The sequence below is a fragment of the Sphingomonas sp. genome, assembly GCF_036388435.1.
Classification (GTDB): Bacteria; Pseudomonadota; Alphaproteobacteria; order Sphingomonadales; family Sphingomonadaceae; genus Sphingomonas.
On record NZ_DASVRV010000001.1, the window covers coordinates 1 to 14,840 of the forward strand.

Below are 14,840 nucleotides of genomic sequence, written 5' to 3' on the forward strand. Positions count from 1 at the left end.
GCGCGTCACATCAGCGCGGCGATCTCGTTCATGAAGCGCTGCAGGCTGATCGGTTTCGACACATAGGCGTTCGCCCCGGCCGCGCGGATGCGCTCCTCGTCCTCGCGCCCGGCATAGGCGGTGACGGCCATGACGGGGATCGACCGGAGCTCCGCATCGGCCTTCAGCTCCAGGATCAGGTCGTATCCGGTCACGTGCGGCATCTGGATGTCCATCACGATCAGGTCGGGCTGGAAGTCCCGCGCGCGCGCCACCGCCTCGCGGCCGTCGCGCACGGGTTCGACCACGTGCTGGTGCGCGCGGAGCAGGTCGCAGAAAAGTTTGAGGTTGAGTTCGTTGTCCTCGACAACGAGCACCTTCTTCGTCAAGTCCCGCCCCCTGTTCCCTGCCGAGTATAACCCATTGCGCCGACAAGATACACCCGACGCCGCCGCGCTCGCGCTCCAGGCGATGGTCTGGACGCTGGGCGAGGCCGACCGGGCGCAGCGGCTGCTCGACGTGACGGGGCTCGATCCCGCCGATCTGCGCGAACGGGCGGGGGAGCCGGCCGTGCTGGCGGCGATATTGGGCTTTCTGGAGGCGCATCAGCCCGACCTGCTCGCCTGCGCCGCGGATCTGGAGGTGCAGCCCGAGGCGCTGGTCGCCGCCCATGCGGAGCTGGAGGGATGAGGCCCCTGCTGATCTGCGACTGCGACGAGGTGCTGCTCCACATGGTCCGCCATTTCGGCGACTGGATCGGCGAGGCGCACGACATGGACTTCACCGTCGGCAGCCCCGAGATCTGGGGCAGCATGAAGCATCGCGCGACCGGCGAGACGCCTGCGCGCGAGGAGATGTGGGCGCTGCTCCACGGCTTCTTCCCCGCCGAGATGGGGCGCCAGACGCCGGTCCCCCACGCCGCCGAGTCGCTGGCGGCGCTCGGCGAGCAGGCGGACATCGTGGTGCTGACCAACATCGCCGACCAGTGCCGGGGCCCCAGGCGCGACCAGCTCGCGAAATTCGGGATCGACGCGCGGGTCGAGTGCAATTCCGGGGGCAAAGGCGAGCCGGTGGCGAGGCTGGTCGCGGAATATGGCGCGACCGTCGCCGTGTTCGTCGACGACCTGTCCGTGCACCACGAATCGGTGGCTCGCCATGCGCCGCAGGTTCACCGTCTGCACATGGTGTCGGAGCCCGAGCTCGCCCCGCATATCGCGCCCGCGCCGCACGCCCATGCGCGCATCGACGACTGGCGCGACGCGCGCGCCTGGATCGCGGCGCGGTTCGATGCCGGGACACCCGCCGCGACTTGATCCCCGCGACTTGACCGGCGCGACTTGACCGGCGCGCGGAGGCGGGGCAGCGGGCGGGCATGACCGATCCCATCGACGCGAAGCTGGCCGAACTCGGCCTCGTCCTTCCCCAGGCCGCGGCGCCCGTCGCGGCTTATGTCCCGACCGTCGAGGCGGGCGGGATGCTCCATCTGTCGGGGCAATTGCCCTTTCGCGACGGCCGGGTCGTGACCGGGCGACTGGGTGAGAATGTCTCGCTGGAGGAAGGGCAGGAGGCCGCGAAACTGTGCGGGCTGATGATCGCGGCCCAGGTCAAGGCGGCGTTGGGCGGGTTCGACCGGGTGCGCCGGATCGTCAAGCTGGGCGTGTTCGTCAATTCGACGCCCGACTTCACCGACCAGCCCAAGGTCGCCAACGGCGCGTCCGAGCTGATGGTCGCCCTGTTCGGCGAGGCGGGGCGCCATGCGCGCGCGGCGGTTGGCGTCGCCGCCCTCCCGCTGGGCGCGGCGGTCGAGGTCGACGCGGTGATCGAGCTGAACTGAACGGGTTGGAGGCGGGCGGCTTCCCTCCTATCTTGGCGGGCGAATGACCGCCGTCACCGCCCGCATCGTCGACGGCGTCCGCCAGCTTCCGGCGGCGGATTGGGATGCGTGCGCCGGCCCCGGCAATCCCTTTGTCTCCCACGCCTTCCTGTCGATCCTCGAGGAATCGGGGAGCGTCGGCGGGCGATCCGGGTGGCAGGCGGTGCCGATCGTCGTCGAGGGAGCCGACGGCGCCGTCCGCGCGATCGCGCCCGCCTATGCCAAGAGCCATAGCCAGGGCGAATATGTGTTCGATCATGGCTGGGCCGATGCCTGGGAGCGCGCGGGCGGGCGTTACTACCCCAAGCTCCAGCTCGCCGCGCCGTTCAGCCCGGTGCCGGGTCCGCGCCTGTTGCTGCGCGACCAGGCGGACGCGCCCGCGCTGATCGCCGGGGTGGAGGCGGTCGTCGAGCAGCACGGCCTGTCCTCGGCGCATGCGACCTTCATCAGCCCGGCCCAGGTGCCGCTGTTCGAGGCGGCGGGGTGGCTGATCCGCGAGGGCGTGCAATTCCACTGGGCCAATGACGGTTATGCGAGCTTCGACGATTTCCTGGCGGCGCTGGCGTCGCGCAAGCGCAAGGCGATCCGCAAGGAGCGGGCGGGCGCGGTCGAGGGGCTGACGATCCGTCACCTGACCGGCGCCGAGCTGACCGAGGCCCATTGGGATGCGTTCTGGCGTTTCTACCAGGATACGGGTCGGCGGAAATGGGGGCAGCCCTATCTGACCCGCGCCTTCTTCTCGCTGCTGGGCGAGCGGATGGGCGACCAAACCCTCCTGATCCTCGCCGAGCGGGACGGACGGCCGATCGCGGGAGCGCTCAACATGGTGGGCGCCGACACGCTCTACGGGCGCTATTGGGGGTGTATCGAGGAGGTGCCGTTCCTTCACTTCGAGCTCTGCTATTACCAGGCGATCGACGCCGCCATCGCGCGCGGGCTGCGCTTCGTGGAGGCGGGGGCGCAGGGCGAGCACAAGCTGGCGCGCGGTTATGCGCCGGTGGCGACCTGGTCGGCGCATCACCTGCCCGATCCCAATTTCCGCGAGGCGGTCGCCGGGTTCCTCCGCCGGGAGCGCGCGGGCGTCGCGGCGGAACGCGATTATCTGGAGGCGTTCACCCCGTTCCGGAAGGCGGGCTGACCGGCCTCCGGTCGTCGACGCGCAGCAGCAGGTGCGTGCCGTCCCGCCAGATCGGCGTCAGGCCGCGCAGCAGCGCCGGGTCATAGGGCGGCGGCTGGAGCATCCATATATAATCGAACGCGTCACGCGGGAAATCGCTCAGCGCGCGGGCGATCGGGCGCCACATCTCGCGCCGGCACTGGACGGCGGTGACCATCTGGCTGGGATCGTGCGAGAAGCGCCCGGCCGGGTAGTAGCGCGTCGTCAGCAGCTGCGCGCCGGGCATCGACCATTGATCGTTGGAATAGGCCAGGCGGCGGACCAGCGCCATGGCCGGGAGGTGCTCCAGCCGGGAATAGGCCCAGTCGTCGCGGCAGCTCCGCCCCACAAAGGTCAGCAGCCGCGCGCCTACCGGGACGCGCGACAGCCCGGCCAGCGCGCGGTCGTAGCTGCGGTCGTAGAGCGCGTAGCTGATCGTGGTGCCCCCCAAGCGGACGAGGAAGAAGGCGAGGCCCAGCACCGCGAGCGTCGTCGAGCCGCGGAGCGAGAGACCGCGCTTCGGCCTGAGCGCCACCAGCGCGATCGCTATGGCGAACGGTGCCAGCCGCATATCGGCATAAGCCGATCCGAACACCACGCGCGGGAGCAGGAAGAAGACCAGCAGCAGGAACAGGGCCGACAGCAGCAGGTTGCGCGAATATTCGATCCGGTCGTCACGCGCGCCCTTGAACAGGATCAGGTACATGATCGTCGCCGAGGCGATGTCGAAGGCCATCCACCGGTCGCGCAGGATCATGGTGACGTAGCTGAACTTGCCGCGCCAGTTGAACCAGTCGCCGGTCCTGCCGGTGACGTGATCGCTGGACCGCCAGAAGATCATGAGGACCATCGGCAGGGCGAGCGGCAGGCAACCCAGCCCCGCGCGAGCCGCCGGCAGCGCCCAGCGATGCACCAGTCCGCGCCTGCCGGCCGCGGCGTCGTGCTGGCGGATCAGCTCGGCGGAAAAGGCGAGCACGCCCAGCACGCCCCAGCCGAAGGTGTGGCACAGCCATAACAGGCACGACGCCGGGACGAACAGCGCGGCGCGCAGCCCGAGCCTGCCCAGCCGCGCCAGCCGTAGCCAGAGCGCGAACAGGTTGAGCGCGATCGCCATCGACAGCGCGAAATTCACGAAGCCGAACTGGAAGGGATAGCTGTACGCCAGCGGCAGCGCGAACAGGGCGGTGGCCGGGATGCGCCCATGCACCTCGCGCGCGATCCAGAGCAGCCCCGCCACCGTCAGCGCGGGGATGGCGAGGACGATCAGCTTGACCCCGAGCTCCAGCCCGAAGACGCGTGCCAGGGGCTCGATCAGCAGATCGACCCCCAGATTGCCGATCACCTGCCAGCGGAAGTCATACCAGCCCGCCAGATGGGGATGATCGCCGATCGCGAGCTGGACGCGGTAGCGGCCCATATGTCCGGGCAGGTCGACAAGGGGGGGGATGTCGGGCCACAGCAGGGGGATCAACGACGCCAGCGTGACCGCCAGGACGAAGGCGCGTGTCTGCCACCAATCGGGCGGCGCGGTGAGCGCGGTTCCTCGCATGGCGAGGCCCTAACGGGTCGGGGGCGGGGCCGACAAGCGCGACGTGGGATTCGGAGCCCCGGCCGGGCGCAGGCGATACAGGACATCGCGCCCGTCGCTCCATATCGGATCGAGGTCGGCGAGAAGCCGCCTGTCGACGGCAACCGCGTTCAGGATCCACAAATGGTCGAACCGGTCGCGCGGGAACCGGGCGAGTGCCTGGGCGAGCGACAGAAAGCCACGCGACTCCGCGCAGGCCTCGGCCATGACGATCTGCGACGGGTCGAGCGCGAAGCCGTCCAGTCCCGGCGCGATCACCCGCAGCAGCGCGGTCGATCCCAGGTCGAACTGGTCGTTCGAAAAGGCGCCGCGCCGGGTCACCAGCATCCCCGGCAGGTGCGCCAGCCGGAACATCCGCCACGATCCCTCGCACGGTGCGGTCGTGAAGCTGATCACGCGGGCGCCGCGCGGCACATGGGCGAGCGCGGCGAGGTGGCGATCCCAATCCCGCCCCTCCATCGCGAAGCTCGCGGTCGTGGCGACCGTCCGCACCGCGAAAAAGGCGAGCCCGGTCAGCGCGACGAGCCGGAGTTCGCGGTTCGGAACCTTCGATCCGCCGGGCGCCAGCAGCAGCAGCATCACGACATAGGGCGCAAAGCGCGCATCGGCATAGGCGGCGCCGAACGGCATGGCGAGGAACACCAGGAACAGGCCGAGCCCCGCCCCCAGCAGCGGCGGCGACCAGCGCCACGGCGCCGACCGCGCGCACCGATAGAGAAGCAGACCGATCAGAACGACCGAGACGATGTCGAACAGCTCCCACCGATCGCGCAGGACGCTTGCGAGCCAGCCGGGCTTGAGCGGGAGCCCGGCGAGATAGTCGTTGCCCGCAGCCGGCCCGCCCGGCCGCCAGAGCAGAAACATCAGCGCCGGCGGTGCGATCGGCAGGCAGCGCAGGGCCGCGGACCAGACCGAGGCCGGCCAGCTTCGCCCCGCCGCGCGCGCGCGCGCGATCTCCGCCGATCCCGCCGTCGCGACCAGCGCGAGCCAGGTGAACAGGTGCACCGTCCAGAGCAGGGCGGCGATCGGCAGGAAGAATGCCGCGCGCATGCGTGTCCGTCCGAGCCGCCCGAGCCGCAGCCACAGCGCCAGGGCGTTCAGCGCCAGCCCCATGCCCAGCGTGTAATTCAGGAACCCGTATTGAAAACACAGGTGAAAGGCGAGCGGCAGCGCGAACAGCGCGGGCGGCTGGACGCATCCATGCGCCTCGCGCGACAGCCAGAGCATCCCGGCGGCGGTGATCACGGGGATCAGGATCGCGACGAGCTTGACGGTGGGCTCCAGCCCCAGCGCGGGCGCCACCGCGCGCACGAGCAGGTCGACGCCCAGATAGCCGATCGGCTTCCATTCGAACGCATACCAGCGCGACAGGCCCGGATCGTCCCCCAGCATGACGCGATACCGCGCCATATGGCCCGGCAGGTCGATCAGCGGGGGCACGGCGGGCCAAAGCAGCGGGATCGCGGTCGCCAGCAGCGCGAGGACGATCAGGCCGCGGCCTTGCCACCAGGGTCCGGTCATCGGGGCAGCGCCTTCAACAGGGCCGGTGCGCCGGCGGTGGCGGGGCAGGTCAGGACATAGCGCACCCCCCAGGCCCGGGCGATCGCGGCGTCGGTGTCGGCGTCCTGGCCATAGCGGAGCGCCGCCAGATTGCCGGCATTGTTGCGGTGATACGGCGCCGCGACGATGCCGTGCGGCGTGTCGAGCAGGATGCGCGGACCAAGGTCGATCGGCGCGAGCACGACGCCGCGCGGCAGGCGTGCAAGGCCGGGCGGAAGCGCGCAGGCCGTCGGAGCAGGTCCGGCCGGGCTCGTGGGCGGCGTCATCGCCTGGGCGGCGATGGGGTAGAGCATCCCCGCCGATGCCGTCCAGGCCAGGGCCAGGCGGATCGCGCCCCGGTCGCGCGCCGCGACCACCACCGATGCGAGCACGGGCGCCGCCAGCAGCGCCGCCGGATAGGCCCCGCGAAGCTGGACGCAGGCGATGACGACCGCGACCGCCTGAACGAGGAGCAGGACGCCCCAGCCCTCGTGCCGATCGCGGTGGAAGCGCCGGACACCCGTCAGCAGACCCGCCGCGGCGACGCCGAGATAGGCGAAGCTCGTCGGCAGGGGCGCGGACCGGATCGATTGCGCTTCGCCGACATGGGCGAGCCAGCGCGTCGCGAGCACCGGGTCGACGCCACCATAGGGTGCAAGGCAGCCTGGGGTCGCCAGCGCCGCGAACAGGGCCATGCCCACCAGGCTCGCGGCCGCCAGCACCGTTCGGGTCCGCCGTGAGGCCGATTCGGGAACGAGGAGGAGCAATGCCGCCCCGCCGATACCGGCGGCGGCCGCGTGCCATGCCTGGGCGGTCAGGCCGTCGCACCAGGGCTGGACCCACAAGGTCGGGGCGAACACGACGCGGGCGACGATCAGCCCCGCGCCCGCACCCAGCACCAGCCCGGCCAGCCGCGCGCGCGCGCCCTGCTCGGCACGGGACCAGCGCCATAGAAGGGTCGCGGCCATCGTCAGCACCAGCGGCGCGGTCTCCAGCCCGACGATGAAGCCCGTGGCGGCCACCGCGCCCTGCCATGCCCCGCGCCCGAGCGTGGCCGGGCCGAGCAGGGCGAGCAGCCCGGCCAGCAGCAGGACGAGTTGCAGGCCGTGATGATCGATCCGGCCCGGCGCGAACACGGTGGTCGCGGGATAGGCGATCGCCGCGATGACGGCCGCGATGCCCGCGAGCGCCGGTCCGCCGACGACGCGCGCGATCCGCTGCACGAGGAACAGGGCGAGCGCGAACAGCAGCAGCGGCCAGGCGGTCACCGCCGCGACTTCGGCCGCATGGCGCCCCAGCCAGGGTGCGAGCGCCCCGATCAACGCCGCGGGGCCGAGATCGCCCAGCCTGGTCCAGTGGATCGGCAGACCGTCCGCCAGCCGATGCTGGGTCAGGTCGCGCCAGGCCTGCCCGGCCAGCCAGTCGCGGATCTGGACCAGCCGCATCACGTCGTCGGTGTCGGGCAAGGCGAGCGCCGACAGGTTCGCCCGGTCGCGCACCGTCCAGGCAAGGCCCAGCACCAGCGCCAATCCGAGCGCGCGAACGAGATCGAGAGGGCGGCTGCGATCCATCCGCCCGGCTTAGGCGCGGATGGTTAACGCATTCTTCCCGCTCGGCGCCGGATCAGCGGTCGCGGCGCCCCAGCAGGCGCAGGCGCAGCGCGTTGAGCTTGATGAAGCCGGCCGCGTCGCGCTGGTCATAGGCGCCCTGGTCGTCCTCGAAGGTCACGACCTTTTCCGAATAAAGCGAATGGGGCGAGCGGCGGCCGATCACATGGGCGCCGCCCTTATACAGCTTCAGCCGGACGGTGCCGTCGACCTTGGCTTGGCTGTGGTCGATCGCGGCCTGGAGCATCTCGCGCTCCGGCGAGAACCAGAAGCCGTTATAGACCAGTTCGGCATAGCGCGGCATCAGCTCGTCCTTCAGATGCGCCGCGCCGCGGTCGAGGGTGATCTGCTCGATCGCGCGGTGGGCGATGTGGAGGATGGTGCCGCCGGGCGTCTCGTACATACCGCGCGACTTCATGCCGACGAAGCGGTTCTCGACCAGGTCGAGCCGGCCGATGCCGTGCGTGCGGCCGAGATCGTTGAGGCGGGCGAGCAGCGTGGCCGGGCTCATCCCCTCGCCGTTCACCGCGACCGCGTCGCCGCGCTCGAAATCGACGGTGATGACCTCGGGCGTGTCCGGCGCGTCCTCCGGGCTGACGGTGCGCGAGAAGACATGGTCGGGCACCTCCTCCCACGGGTCCTCCAGCACCAGTCCCTCGGACGAGGTGTGGAGCAGGTTGGCGTCGGTGGAAAAGGGAGCCTCGCCGCGCTTGTCGCGCGGGATCGGGATCTGGCGCGACTCGGCATATTCGATCAGCCTGGTGCGGCTGGTCAGGTCCCATTCGCGCCACGGGGCGATGACGCGGATATCGGGCTGGAGCGCGTAATAGCCCAGTTCGAAACGCACCTGGTCGTTGCCCTTGCCGGTCGCGCCATGCGCGACCGCGTCGGCGCCGACTTGACGCGCGATCTCGATCTGGCGCTTGGCGATCAGCGGCCGCGCGATCGAGGTGCCCAGCAGGTACAGCCCCTCGTACAGCGCGTTGGCGCGGATGGTGGGATAGACGTAGTCGCGCACGAACTCCTCGCGCAGGTCGTCGATGAAGATGTGCTCGGGCCTGACCCCCATCATCTCCGCCTTGGCGCGCGCGGGTTCGAGCTCCTCGCCCTGGCCGAGATCGGCGGTGAAGGTCACCACCTCGCACCCGTAATTGTCCTGGAGCCAGCGCAGGATCACGCTGGTATCGAGCCCGCCCGAATAGGCGAGGACGACCTTGTTCACCCCGGCTTCGCCGGTCGGACGGTTGACGGATTCGGTCACGGGCGGGTCCTCGGGTAGACGGTGCGAGAGCGCCCGCGCCCGTATCGGGCGTTCACCCGGGGTACAAGCCCGGTCGGGTAGCTGGGCCTCCACTCATCCACCCGGAGTTTTGTCCGTGTCACGATTTTTTCTGCCCCTGATCCTGCTCGCCCTGCCCGCGCCCGCCCTGGCGCAGGAGACACAGGCGTCCGCCGCCGCGAAATTCTCGCGCGAGTTCGCCGCCACCGACGCCAACAAGGACGGCGCGCTGACCAGGGCCGAGCTCCAGGGCCGGATGGCGCGGATGCGGATCGGCTCCAAGCGGCCCGACGCGGCCAACGCCAAGGGCTTGACCGACCTGTGGTTCAGCCGCGCCGACGCCAACCGGAACGGCAAGGTCACCGAGGCCGAGGCGCAGAAGCTGCTCGCGGCGATCTTCCGGCGCTACGACGCGAACGGGGACGGCAGGATCGGCGGCGGCGAGCGCGCGGCGGCCAAGGCGCGCATGCAGGGCCGCTGACCCGCGCCACTGGACTTCGGCCGCCGCGCTCGCGATGATCGCGCGGGGAGGGCGGCTATGACGGACGCGGTCGAAGCGCTGCTTGCGGGGGTTTCCCCGCCCGAGCGCCAGGCGGACGCGCGCGCGCTCGCGGCGCTCATGGCGCGCGTCACGGATATGCCGCCCGCGGCCTGGGGCACGATGATCGGCTTCGGACGCTACCATTACCGGTACGAGAGCGGGCGCGAGGGCGAGGCGATGCGGATCGGCTTCGCCCCGCGCAAGAGCGAGCTGGTGGTGTACGTCATGGGCGGCTTTCCGGGGCACGAGGCGCTGCTCGCCCGGCTGGGGAAGCATCGCGCGGGCAAGTCCTGCCTCTACGTGAAGCGGCTGGCCGATATCGACGCGGGCGTGCTGGAGGAACTGGTCGGCGCGGCCTGGTGGCACATGGCCGAACTATATCCCGATCAGCCCGGCCTCGCGCGCGGGTAGATAGTCGCGCGTCACCGGCACCGCGGTGCGCGCGCGGCTGAGCTGGAGCTGGTAGTTGCACATCCCGCCGAATTCGAACGCCGCCGCCGCGCCCGACAGGTAGAAGGTCCACATGCGGTAGAAGGGCTCGTCGTACATCGCGACGATCGCCGCGCGCGCCGCGACCGCGCGCTCGTACCAGTGACGGATCGTCCAGGCGTAATGAAGGCGCAGCACCTCCACATCGGTCGGGAACATGCGCCGCCCCTCATAGCCGCGTACGATCTCCGACAGGGCGGGGTTATAGCCGCCGGGGAAGATGTGCTTGGCGGTCCAGGCGTCGGTCACGCCCGGCTTGCCCATCCGCCCGATGGTGTGGAGCAGCATGACCCCGTCCTCCGTCAGGAGGTCGCGGCATTTGGCGAAGAAGGCGCGATATTGCGGCGGGCCGACATGCTCGAACATGCCCACCGACACGACCCGGTCGAACCGGCCCTTCACCGCCCGATAGTCGATCAGCTCGAACCGCACCTTGTCCGCCACCCCCGCCGCTTCGGCGCGCGCGCGCGCGACCGCGAGCTGTTCGGTCGACAGGGTGACGCCGAGCACCTCCGCGCCCGTCCTGGCGTGGAGGTAGAGCGACAGACCGCCCCAGCCGCAACCGATGTCGAGCACGCGCATCCCCGGCTCCAGCAGCAATTTGGCGGCGATATGCGCCTTTTTATCGGCCTGGGCCTGTTCGAGGCTGTTGGCGGGATCGGTGAAATAGGCGCAGCTATATTGCAGGTCGTCATCGAGGAAGAGCCGGTAGAAATCGGCGGACAGGTCGTAATGATGCGCGACGTTGCGCCGGGATCGCCGCGCGGAATTATAGCGGTCGAGCCGGTATTTGACCGCGCCGACCGCGCGCGAGGCGGGGCCGGCCTTGAGCCCGCCGCCGCGTTCCCAGGCGTTGCTCGCCTTGAACAGGCGGACCAGGTCCCAGACATCACCCTCGTCGATCAGCAGACGGCCCGCCATGTACATCTCGCCCGCGCCGAGCCCCGGATCGGCGAGGATCGCGCGCGCGACGCCCCGGTCGGCGAAGCGGATCGTCACGTCGCGCAGGTCGGGGTCGGGGGCCCCCAGCGTCGCGCGCGCCCCGTCGGGGTGGATCACGGTCAGCCGCCCGCGCCGGACCGCGCGCGCGAGGAATCGATCGATCAGCGCCATGCCCGCCTCTTATCCATATGCGCGCCAGAAGAACACGACCGTGGTCAGCGCCGTGACGAGCAGCGTCCATAGCCGGACCAACCCGGCGGGCAGCCTGAGCCCCAGATGCGCGCCCGCCCAGCCGCCGAGCACCGCGCCCAGCAGCATCGGCAGGCAGGCCGACCAGCGCACCATCCCGACCGCGACGAACACCAAAGCGGCGGCGGCGTTGGCGATGCCCAGCATCAGCGTGCGCGGCGCGAACAGCGCGCGCGGCGTGATGCCCGCGAGCAGCCCATAGACCGCCGTGGTGATGAGCCCGACGCCGCCGCCGAAATAACCGCCATAGATGCCCAGCATCGTCTGCGCGGCGATCAGCGACCGCCGGCCGATCGACACGCGCGCATGGAGCCAGTCGGCCGCGCGCCGCCCGAACGCGATCACCAGGAACGCGAAGAGCAGCAGCCAGGGGATGAGGAGGTCGAAGGTCGCGGTCGGCGTCCAGACGAGCAGCAGGCTTCCCGCGATCGCCCCGGCGAAGGTGATTCCCGCCAGCAGGGGCAGCGACACGCCGCCCAGCGGCTCCAGCTCGCGCCGGAAGGTCCAGGCGCTCGCCCCGGCGCCGGGCAGCAAGGCGACGTTGGAGGTGGCGTTGGCGATGGTGGCGGGCAGCCCCAGCGCGATCAAAGCGGGCAGGGTCGCGAAGGTGCCGCCCCCCGCCAGCGCGTTCATCGCCCCGCCGACGAAACCGGCGGCGAGGGGCAGGACGAGCTGGATCAGGTCGGGCATGGTCGCTCCATTCCCGCTCGGGACGCGTTTGTCGACCGGAGCGTCCCGGTCGTTACGGCCTGACCTGGCCCGATCCGCGCACCACATAGCGGAACGTCGTGAGCTGCTCCGGCCCCACCGGCCCGCGTGCGTGGAGCTTGCCCGTGGCGATGCCGATCTCCGCGCCGAAGCCGAACTCACCGCCATCGGCGAACTGGGTGGACGCGTTCCACAGCACGATCGCGCTGTCGACGCGCGCCAGGAACGCCTCCGCCGCGCCCGCATCCTCCGCCACAATCGCCTCGGTATGGCCGGTGCCGTAACGGGCGATATGCGTGATCGCCGCGCCCATGTCATCGACGACGCGGACCGCGAGCACGGGTGCCAGATATTCGGTCGACCAGTCCTCCTCGGTCGCAGGCGTCATCGGCACGATCGCGCGCGCCGCGTCGTCGCCGCGCAGCTCGCAGCCCGGCAGGGCGGCGACGACCAGCGGCAGCAGCGCGTGCGCGCAGGCGCGGTCGACGAGCAGGGTCTCGGTCGCGCCGCAGATGCCGACGCGGCGCATCTTAGCGTTGGCGACGATCGCCGTGGCCATGGCCGGGTCGGCGGAGGCGTGGAGATAGGTGTGGCACACGCCTTCCAGATGGCCCAGCGTCGGCACCCGCGCGTCGCGCGCCACGCGCTCCACCAGCGCCTTGCCCCCGCGCGGGATGACGAGGTCGATCGCGCCGTCCAGCCCGTCGAGCATCAGCCCCACCGCGTCGCGGTCGGCGGTGGCGACGAGCTGCACCGCCTCGGCCGGCAATCCCGCCTCGACCAGTCCGTCCGTGATCGCCGCGTGGATCGCGCGCGCGCTGCCCAGCGCGTCGGACCCCGCGCGCAGGATCAGCGCATTGCCCGACCGGACCCCGATCGCGGCGGCGTCGGCGACGACGTTGGGCCGCGATTCGAACACCATCGCGATCACTCCGATCGGCCCGCGCACCCGCGCGATGTCGAGCCCGTTGGGCCGCGTCCAGCGCGCCAGCTCCTGCCCCAGCAGATCGGGCAGGTCGGCCACGATCTCGATCCCGGCCGCCATCGCCTCGACGCGCCCGGCGTCCAGGCGCAGCCGATCGATCTGCGCGGTCGCGGCGGCGACGTCGGCGGCGTTGGCGGCGAGGATCGGGTCGACGTTCGCGCGGATATGCCGGGCCATCGCGCGGATCGCGGCGGTGCGCCGCTCGGGCGGCGCGGTGCGCAGCGTCTCGGCCGCACGCCGCGCAGCACGGCCCATGTCCAGCATCTCGTCCCGCAGGGTCATCGCAGCACCATGTCGTCGCGGTGGATCAGTTCGTCGGGGCCGCCATAGCCGAGAAGTTCGGGGATGCGCGCGCTTCCCGCGCCGAGCAGCAGGCGGGCCTCGGCGGCGTCATAGGCGGACAGGCCGCGCGCGACCTCGGCGCCGTCCGGGCCGAGCACGCGCAGGCAGGCGCCGCGTCCGAACTCTCCCGCGACCCCGTGGGTGCCGGCGGGAAGCAGGCTGCCGCCCGTCCGCAACGCGCGGACCGCGCCCGCATCGATCGTCAGCGACCCGGCGGGTCGCAGCGATCCCGCGATCCATTGCTTGTACGCGCCCGTCGGCGATCCCGTGGCCGGGAAGATCGTGCAGCGCGCGCCCTCGCGCAACGCGGTGATCGGGCGCGACGCGTGCCCGGCGGCGATCACCGTCGTACAGCCGAACGCCCGGGCGATCGCGGCCGCGGCGATCTTGGTGCGCATCCCCCCGGTGCCGGGCCCCGCCGCCGACGCGCCGCCCGCCAGCGCCTCGATCGCGGGAGTGATCCCGGTCACCAGCGGCAGGTGCCGGGCGGCGGGATCGCGCGCGGGATCGGCGGTGTAGAGGCCGTCCACGTCCGACAGCAGGATCAGCAGGTCGCTGCGCGTGAGTTGCGCAGTGCGCGCCGACAGCCGGTCATTGTCGCCGTAGCGCAGCTCGTCGGTGGCCACGCTGTCATTCTCGTTGACGATCGGCACCAGCCCATGCGCCAGCAGCATCTCGACGGTGGCGCGTGCGTTCAGCCAGCGGCGGCGTTGCTCGGTGTCGTCGAGCGTGAGCAGAAGCTGCGCGCAGCCGATCCCGTGACGGCTCAGCGCCGCGTCCCAGGCGCGCATCAGCAGGGGCTGGCCGATCGCGGCCGCCGCCTGTTTCAGGTCGAGCCGCGCCGACCGCCCGATCCCCAATCGGCTCCGCCCGAGCGCCACCGCCCCCGACGAGACCAGCACCATCTGCTTGCCCGCGTCCCGCAGCCCGGCGATGTCGGCGGCGAGGTCGCCCAGCCACGCCGCGCGCGGCGTGGCGCCGTCGATCAGCAGCGACGAACCGATCTTGATCGTCACCCGTGTGGCGCGGGCGAGGAGATGATCGATCGACGCGGTGTCGATCACGATCGGCCTCGCGGGAGGTGCTGAACCTCGCCGGGGATCGTGACCCAATGATGCCTGGACCGCTCCCAGACCGAACGGACGGGCGCGGGGAAGGCCGGATCGGCAATCGCGCCCACCGCGACGCCGATCATGGTCGGATGCTTGCCCGTCCGCGCGAACACCGTCGAGCCGCAGTCCGGGCAGAAGAAGCTATCGAACACGCCCCCGCCGGCGGTCGGGCGCTCGAAGCGCCTGGCCTCCCCGAGCATCGCGACTTGGTCGGCGGGATAATAGGCCAGCACGCCGAAGGGCGATCCGCTGCGCCGTTGGCAGTCGATGCAGTGACAGGCGATAACGGCCGGCGTCGGACCGGGGAGTTCGGCCCAAAGCTGCCCACATTGGCACTGCGCCTTCACCACCGCGTCCCCTCAGATGACCGCTACCCCACCTTAGGGCGAGATGCCGGGAAGGGCGAGATGCCTGGCGGCGATCTCCCGTCCAGGCGCGTCGACCGGAAGCA

The 14,840-nt window shown here is 71.2% G+C and carries 16 protein-coding genes; 6 read left to right on the plus strand and 10 right to left on the minus strand.

Annotated features, from left to right (window positions below; genetic code table 11):
* Positions 1-5 precede the first annotated feature (5 nt).
* On the minus strand, positions 6-368 hold the full coding sequence (locus VF592_RS00005) for a response regulator (protein ID WP_331003537.1): 363 nt from the start codon (positions 366-368) through the stop codon (positions 6-8).
* A gap of 82 nt (positions 369-450) precedes the next feature.
* On the opposite strand from VF592_RS00005, the gene VF592_RS00010 reads away from it, so the two are divergent.
* From VF592_RS00010 to VF592_RS00025, 4 genes are read left to right on the plus strand one after another with little or no spacing between them, the layout of a single operon-like run.
* The gene (locus VF592_RS00010; RefSeq protein WP_414714112.1) at positions 451-669 is read left to right on the plus strand and encodes a DUF3572 family protein; all 219 of its coding nucleotides are present in this window, start codon (positions 451-453) and stop codon (positions 667-669) included.
* On the plus strand, positions 666-1,292 hold the full coding sequence (locus VF592_RS00015) for an HAD family hydrolase (protein WP_331003539.1): 627 nt from the start codon (positions 666-668) through the stop codon (positions 1,290-1,292). Before VF592_RS00010 ends, VF592_RS00015 begins: the two co-directional genes overlap by 4 nt.
* 59 nt (positions 1,293-1,351) lie before the next feature.
* A complete protein-coding gene (locus tag VF592_RS00020; protein ID WP_331003540.1) occupies positions 1,352-1,813 on the plus strand; it encodes a RidA family protein in 462 nt (153 codons plus the stop codon).
* A 43-nt stretch (positions 1,814-1,856) separates the two neighbouring features.
* Positions 1,857-2,990 (plus strand): GNAT family N-acetyltransferase, encoded by a 1,134-nt coding sequence (locus VF592_RS00025; RefSeq protein ID WP_331003541.1) that lies wholly within the window; start codon positions 1,857-1,859, stop codon positions 2,988-2,990.
* Here the strand turns inward: VF592_RS00025 and VF592_RS00030 are convergent.
* Genes VF592_RS00030 through VF592_RS00045 form a run of 4 tightly spaced genes read right to left on the minus strand, consistent with a single transcriptional unit; the run spans position 2,965 to position 8,964 of the window.
* The gene (locus VF592_RS00030; RefSeq protein WP_331003542.1) at positions 2,965-4,557 is read right to left on the minus strand and encodes a hypothetical protein; all 1,593 of its coding nucleotides are present in this window, start codon (positions 4,555-4,557) and stop codon (positions 2,965-2,967) included. The genes VF592_RS00025 and VF592_RS00030 overlap by 26 nt on opposite strands.
* Before the next feature lie 9 nt (positions 4,558-4,566).
* Positions 4,567-6,117, minus strand: a complete 1,551-nt coding sequence (locus VF592_RS00035; RefSeq protein ID WP_331003543.1) for a hypothetical protein — start codon at positions 6,115-6,117, stop codon at positions 4,567-4,569.
* Positions 6,114-7,706 (minus strand): hypothetical protein, encoded by a 1,593-nt coding sequence (locus tag VF592_RS00040; protein WP_331003544.1) that lies wholly within the window; start codon positions 7,704-7,706, stop codon positions 6,114-6,116. Before VF592_RS00040 ends, VF592_RS00035 begins: the two co-directional genes overlap by 4 nt.
* 52 nt (positions 7,707-7,758) lie before the next feature.
* Positions 7,759-8,964 carry an argininosuccinate synthase gene (locus tag VF592_RS00045; protein ID WP_331003624.1) on the minus strand — a complete coding sequence of 402 codons (1,206 nt, stop codon included), beginning with the start codon at positions 8,962-8,964 and terminating at the stop codon, positions 7,759-7,761.
* Between the two features lie 154 nt (positions 8,965-9,118).
* Here VF592_RS00045 and VF592_RS00050 point away from each other — a divergent pair, with 154 nt between their 5' ends.
* Both VF592_RS00050 and VF592_RS00055 read left to right on the plus strand, forming a co-directional pair.
* Positions 9,119-9,502, plus strand: coding sequence for an EF-hand domain-containing protein (locus tag VF592_RS00050; protein WP_331003545.1), 384 nt, complete (start codon positions 9,119-9,121; stop codon positions 9,500-9,502).
* Positions 9,503-9,559: 57 nt separating this feature from the next.
* Positions 9,560-9,973, plus strand: coding sequence for a DUF1801 domain-containing protein (locus tag VF592_RS00055; RefSeq protein WP_331003546.1), 414 nt, complete (start codon positions 9,560-9,562; stop codon positions 9,971-9,973).
* Here VF592_RS00055 and VF592_RS00060 read toward each other — a convergent pair.
* The 5 genes from VF592_RS00060 to VF592_RS00080 are packed head-to-tail and all read right to left on the minus strand — an operon-like array spanning position 9,938 to position 14,736.
* Complete coding sequence (locus VF592_RS00060) at positions 9,938-11,164, minus strand: cyclopropane-fatty-acyl-phospholipid synthase family protein (RefSeq protein WP_331003547.1); 1,227 nt, start codon at positions 11,162-11,164, stop codon at positions 9,938-9,940. The genes VF592_RS00055 and VF592_RS00060 overlap by 36 nt on opposite strands.
* Before the next feature lie 9 nt (positions 11,165-11,173).
* A complete protein-coding gene (locus VF592_RS00065; protein WP_331003548.1) occupies positions 11,174-11,932 on the minus strand; it encodes a sulfite exporter TauE/SafE family protein in 759 nt (252 codons plus the stop codon).
* Positions 11,933-11,984: 52 nt separating this feature from the next.
* Positions 11,985-13,217, minus strand: a complete 1,233-nt coding sequence (locus VF592_RS00070; RefSeq protein ID WP_331003549.1) for a glutamate-5-semialdehyde dehydrogenase — start codon at positions 13,215-13,217, stop codon at positions 11,985-11,987.
* Positions 13,214-14,341, minus strand: a complete 1,128-nt coding sequence (gene proB / locus VF592_RS00075) for a glutamate 5-kinase (protein WP_331003550.1) — start codon at positions 14,339-14,341, stop codon at positions 13,214-13,216. The genes VF592_RS00070 and proB overlap by 4 nt, the downstream gene beginning before the upstream one ends.
* The gene (locus tag VF592_RS00080) at positions 14,338-14,736 is read right to left on the minus strand and encodes a GFA family protein (protein ID WP_331003551.1); all 399 of its coding nucleotides are present in this window, start codon (positions 14,734-14,736) and stop codon (positions 14,338-14,340) included. Before VF592_RS00080 ends, proB begins: the two co-directional genes overlap by 4 nt.
* Between the last annotated feature and the right edge of the window lie 104 nt (positions 14,737-14,840).